We start from the raw sequence: 6000 nt of genomic DNA on the forward strand, positions 1-6000 counted from the left end.
CTTTCAAGTTTTTTTCGGTGGCCTCCTCGGCTGCGCCTGTGGGGTCTCGGCCCTACCTCTTATTCCCGCAGGAGTCGAGTGACTTCCGCTCCATTTCACTACGAGGAACGAATGTCGTTATAGCAACGAACTTTATGAAAACAAAGATTTTTGATGAGGGATAACCAGGATAACAGATGCTAAACAGTCGAAAATAATCTGCCACCGAACGGGAATTGGCCGGAAAATAACAACAATTATTAAAGAGACTTTTATATTGGCTATTTAAGGAGGGATACAAAGTGGATAAAACAATTCTAGAAATGAAAAAGATCTCAATTGAGTTTCCGGGTGTGAAAGCGCTCGATCAAGTGGATTTTGAGGCGGAGACAGGGAAAAGTCATGCACTGCTTGGTGCTAATGGTGCTGGGAAATCTACTTTAATGAAAGTTTTATCCGGTGCTTATAGTCACTATACGGGTGAGATTTTTTTAAATGGAAAGCAAATTGAGATTAGGTCTCCGAAGGATGCTCAAGAACAAGGGATTCAAATCGTTTATCAAGAGGTGGATACAGCGTTAGTGCCTTCATTATCTGTTGGAGAAAACATTATGTTAAATGACACAGTCAATGAAATGGGTTCTAAACAGTTTATGAGATGGAAGAACCTTCATAATAAAGCCACTGATATCTTGAACAAGATCAATATCGAGGTTTCATCTAGAAAATTAGTTAGTGAATTAACACTAGCCGAAAAACAAATGGTTTTAATTGCAAGAGCTGTCTCAACTCAATGTAAATTTCTCGTTTTAGATGAACCGACTGCTCCTTTAAGTCATGCGGAAACAACCCAGCTCTTTAAAATCGTCAAAAAGTTAAAAGAAGATGGGGTTGGTATTATTTTTATATCGCACCGTCTTCCAGAGATTTTTCAGATTTGTGATGAGATAACGGTGATGAGAAATGGGCAATTTGTTATAAAAGAGCAAACTTCTGCAACAAACAGTAATAAAGTGATTGAAAACATGTTAGGTGAAAAGCTTGAAGAGCAGTTTCCAACTTATGAGTTTACAATCGGACATTCGCTCTTAAAGGTAAAAGGACTTACAGATAAGGAAAAAGTGAAGAATGTCAGTCTAGAAATAAAAGAAGGCGAAATTATTGGGATTGCTGGATTGGTTGGTGCCGGTAAAACGGAACTTTGTAAAGCGCTCTTTGGGTATTCAAAACTAACAGCAGGCACAATCGAACTGAGAGGGAAGGAATTGAAACTGAAAACACCTTATGACGCAGTCCGAGAAGGAATCGCACTTGTTCCTGAAGAACGGAGAAAAGAAGGGGTTCTAATTTCCGAATCAGTTGCAACAAACTTAAGCTCAGCAAGCCTTCAGCAATTCACTACTCCCTTATCATTTCTAAAGAAAAAAGCAGAAAAACAAAAAGCGATTGAGATGATAAAGCGGTTAGGGGTAAAGACGCCGTCTGAACAGTCAAAAGTCGAACATCTATCTGGTGGAAACCAACAAAAAATAGCAATTGGAAAATGGCTGATTGCTGATGCCGAAGTTTATATTTTTGATGAACCGACCAAAGGTGTAGATGTAGGAGCGAAAAAAGATATTTTCGAGTTGATTGTAGAACTAGCGCAACGAGGTAAAGCCATTATCTATGCTTCGGCTGAACTAGCAGAAGTAATGGGGATTACAAACCGGGTTTATGTTCTTTACGATGGGCAAATTGTGAAGGAAGTAGCGACAGACCAAACATCGGAAGAACAATTATTGCATTACTCAACAGGAGGGAATTAACATGAATTCTCGTGAGACTAGTCAAAGAAAAACGTTTGATCTTTTTCAATTTCTTTATAAATATGGAACTCTGTTAACCATTCTCATATTAATCATTGTATTTGCTTATTCAAACCCAGCTTTTATTCAAAGTAATAATTTAATCAATATTCTAAGGTCTATTTCGATTGTAACAATTATAGCTATTGGGATTACCATTTCCTTATCTGTAAATGGATTTGATCTTTCTGTAGGGTCAGTTGCTTCTTTATCAAATGCAGTGGTCATTTCGATGTTTGTTTGGTTTTCTCAAAATACGACGGTTGCGATTTTCTCGGCTATTATAGCGGCTTTACTTGTTGGGGCTTTTAATGCTTTATGATCGTAAAAGTGAAGATTCCTGATATGCTTTTAACTCTTGCGACGATGTTCATCGTTCAAGGTATCGCACTAACGTACACAAGAGGGGCTACCGTTTCACAAAATATGGTGATGGCCGATGGATCGTTTGCAACAGGAACGATTAGTCCGTTTTTCGCGAAAATTGGACAAGTCCCTTGGATCATTTTAATCATGATTGTTGCGGTGATTTCGGTACATTTTTTTCTTAACTATACAAAGCATGGGAGATATATGTATGTAATCGGTGGAAATCAAGAAGCAGCGAGGCTATCTGGAATTGCGGTTAACAAATATAAAGTAGTGGCATATTTACTGTCTGCCCTATTCGCCTCTATTGGTGGGATCGTTTTAGCTTCTCGAGTCATGACAGCAGAAATTGGGGCTGGTTCTCCTTATTTAATGGATGCAGTTGCTGCTGCTTTCATAGGATTTTCTGTGCTAGGAGCAGGGAAGCCGAATGCATTTGGGACGTTTATCGGAGCGGTTTTAATTGGGATCTTATCAAATGGTCTGGTTATGATGTCAGTACCTTATTACGCAATGGACATTGTCAAAGGAACAGTGTTAGCATTCGCCTTAGGCTTAACTTACTATAAACTAAGATCTTAATTATTTAACACTATTAATATAGTGTATATTGAATTAAGATTGTAAGTATGCTAAAGTATTAGTACTATTAAATTTTTATTTGAGGCAAATTTCATATAAATATTGGTAAATGAAAGAATAATATACGAATGTATAGAAGTCTTAATCATGACCTAACTTTTCTCCCGACAGGAGGAAGTTAGGTCATTTTTTGGTTCTAGGGTATAGGAGGAAATTGGTACAATGATTAGAGAAGGAAAGCAGGACCAAGATTTAACCCATTTAAGCAGTTATATAAGTAAGGTCTTAAAGCTTAAATTTGGTAAGGGACCCGAAACATGCATGGCAGCGATGGGAAATAACCTGCTAATCGTTCGAGTTCACCACTTTATGACACCTACAGAGAAAGTTTTATATGAAGAGAATGAAGTTGGACTTGCTTTAAGAGTAAGAACCATATTAATGGAAACCATTTTTAAGGAGATCAGTGAAGATGTGGCGATGTTAATTGGACTTAAATTTACTTCCTTTTATCATGACTGGGATTACAAAACAAACCAAGGGATCTTATTGTTTATGGCAGGAGACTCGTTTGAACATGGTGATTGGTTGAAAAATGAAGGGTATGAATTAGCTCTCTGTGAAAAAGTGCAAAGTGTGTGCGGAAATGTTCATAAAAAACCTTCAATTGTAAATATCATAAAAGTAAGCCCAAATCTGTGTGTAGTCGAATGTCTTGATGTTTTAATTAAAACGGAACACCTCTTACATAGTGGTGGTTATCATGATATATTATCTGAACGTTCTTATGAAATCAGAGAAAACTTCACACGATATAAAAGTGAATTTCAGTCAATTCTTAATATGAATATCACCCAAATGTTTCTCGTATGGGATTATAATAAAAACAAAAGTTTTCTTGTTTTTTGCATGAAATAAAATTTACATCCTATAAAAAAATTAGTATAATTTAATGTAGAGGAAGAGATATAATGCTCTTCTTTTTAATTAAATGTTAAATAACAATTGATAACTAAATTAAAGCTTACATTGGTCGAAATGATTTTAGAAATAAAGCTAAACATAAGCCAAAACAGAAATGAATTAATTCTATTCTGTTTTGGCTTTTTTTTAATGTTCTGATAATTTAAAATGAATATTTGGGGAGAAAACAATGACTGAAACTAGGGGAACTGTGTCGCACCAGCTAATAGATTATGAATATAAATATAGCAACAGGTGCTTGTCTCAGTTAAAAGAAAAATTACATATTCTAATAAAGATTGAAACAGAAATGAATAGATTGATTGTAGAAGGTAGTTTTGATTTCGATTCCTATTCGCTTTCTGTAATTTCTAGTACATTAGAAGAGTTTAATATGATAGTAGAAGTTATTATAACTATAGAAAAAGAGTTTAACACTATTGGTTCTAACAACAATAATAAGCAGCAAGTAGAGTTGATTACTTCACTAGGAGTTTCGTTAGTGAAAGAAGTCATTAGTTTAAATACGGTCTTAACACAACTGCAATTACAAGTTAGAAAAGGTAACTTTAAAGGAAAAGTAGAAATGGAAGTGTCTACAACGTTTGATTATCTTTTAGAGTATGGTCGAACGGTTTTGTTAGAGATCATTAGCTAAAAGTATAATTCAAGTGAAACAGGTCGATACTGATTCCGCAGATGTTTTAGACGGGAGTGCTTATCATGGAATTATCTGAAAAAGAACTTCAACAAGAAGTTGGCGGATATATAGGCCGAATGTTACGGGAGCATTTCGGTAAAGGTCCTGAATCAGTATTCGTATCTGTCGGATATACGTTTATGACGGTTTACTTGAGAAATTTTATTACACCAGCGGAACGGATTCTAATGGAACAAGATCAAGTGATGGACATTCTACAAATAAGAGCTAAATTAATGAAATCCTTAATGCCGGAATGCAAGGCTTATATGGAAATCATAACGAAAAGAAAGATACGAGAGGTTTACTACGACTGGGGATTGCATAATAAATCTGGCATGATTGTGTTTGTTAGTGACGAACCATTTACAGGGAAAGAAGCAATTTCAGAGAATTTCACAGGTAAAGCTCAACTAAATGGAGAAATCACGAATATTAGTAAACAAGCTCAAAAAGCACCTGAAGAAACGTATTCTTGTGAATTAAATCCACGAACGATTGTCAATGTAAGAAATGGCATTTTAGTGAGGATTGAAAAAGAGCTAATAAGGTTAGGCTATAGTGAGCTACTAAAGCGGGTAAAAAGAAATCTGGAAAAGCAATTTCTACATAATAACAACCATTTCCACACTATATTTGAAAGAGAAGTTATTGACTCATTTGTTGATTGGGATTTTGAACTTGATAAAAGTGTCATAGTATTTATTGTTGTACCATTATCACAGGGAACAACCACAATGAAATAAGTTGTGGTATAATGATCAAGGTTAATGTCTTAAAGTCATTAATTTTTGATGTTTCCCTTTCTGGAAGAGGGATAATATGGGTGATCTTCAACAAGAGCTTAACCATATAAGTAGTTACACAAGTAAATTACTCCGTAAAAAGTTCGGAAGAGGACCAGAGTTATGTTCTGCGACTTTCTCTGGTAACTATCTCATTTTACAAATCCGTGGATTTATTTCGCCAATGGAAGAGGTATTACTTGAACAAGGGAAAATGGCAGATGTAACGAAAGCAAGAGCTTCAATTATTGCACAAGCAATAGAAGAATTGCGAGGAGTTGTCCAAGTGACACTTAACGTAGAAGTGGCCGATTGCTATAATGACTGGAACTTTCCTAACAATACTGGAGTAATTATATTAGCTGTTTCAGGGGATAAACCCCAAGTTCAGCTGTCTTACATACCACAATTTGAAGCAGAAATTGCCCGAATTAGTCAGTTGGTCCAAAAGATTCCGAACTCCATTGAAACGTTTGTCATTTCGGAAAAACTATTGGTCGTGAACAGAGAGGGGATCTTGATTCCAATTGAAAAAGCCCTGATTTCTAAAGGCTTTGAAAAAGAGTTGATTCTTACAAAAGATGAACTTGAGAAACAATACTTCCATCGGTTTGGAAAGTTTGATGAAATATTGTCCCGTAATGTTCGTGATATATTTATTGATTGGAATCTAAAAGAAGACAAATCGTTGATGGTTTTTGTCTTACAATAATAAGGTAAATGTGGGGATTCAAAGTCACGCATGGCCTAACTTCTTACTATAGAAGTTAGGCTT

Annotated in this window: 5 protein-coding genes and 1 pseudogene; all 6 read left to right on the top strand. The window is 35.6% G+C overall.

Annotated elements, in window-relative coordinates; all coding sequences use genetic code 11:
• Positions 1-281 precede the first annotated feature (281 nt).
• The 6 genes and pseudogenes from JCM9157_RS19465 (at position 282) to JCM9157_RS19490 (ending at position 5937) form a co-directional block, all read left to right on the top strand.
• Positions 282-1787, top strand: coding sequence for a sugar ABC transporter ATP-binding protein (locus JCM9157_RS19465; RefSeq protein ID WP_235715053.1), 1506 nt, complete (start codon positions 282-284; stop codon positions 1785-1787).
• Position 1788: 1 nt separating this feature from the next.
• A pseudogene (locus JCM9157_RS19470) lies at positions 1789-2777 on the top strand (ABC transporter permease).
• Between the two features lie 222 nt (positions 2778-2999).
• Positions 3000-3695 (top strand): Na-translocating system protein MpsC family protein, encoded by a 696-nt coding sequence (locus JCM9157_RS19475; protein WP_035667411.1) that lies wholly within the window; start codon positions 3000-3002, stop codon positions 3693-3695.
• Positions 3696-3930: 235 nt separating this feature from the next.
• Complete coding sequence (locus JCM9157_RS19480; RefSeq protein ID WP_035667415.1) at positions 3931-4398, top strand: hypothetical protein; 468 nt, start codon at positions 3931-3933, stop codon at positions 4396-4398.
• Positions 4399-4463: 65 nt separating this feature from the next.
• On the top strand, positions 4464-5186 hold the full coding sequence (locus JCM9157_RS19485) for a Na-translocating system protein MpsC family protein (protein WP_035667417.1): 723 nt from the start codon (positions 4464-4466) through the stop codon (positions 5184-5186).
• A 76-nt stretch (positions 5187-5262) separates the two neighbouring features.
• On the top strand, positions 5263-5937 hold the full coding sequence (locus JCM9157_RS19490) for a Na-translocating system protein MpsC family protein (protein WP_035667419.1): 675 nt from the start codon (positions 5263-5265) through the stop codon (positions 5935-5937).
• Positions 5938-6000 lie beyond the last annotated feature (63 nt).

It is taken from the genome of Halalkalibacter akibai JCM 9157 (assembly GCF_000513135.1).
Taxonomy (GTDB): domain Bacteria; phylum Bacillota; class Bacilli; order Bacillales; family Bacillaceae_D; genus Halalkalibacter; species Halalkalibacter akibai.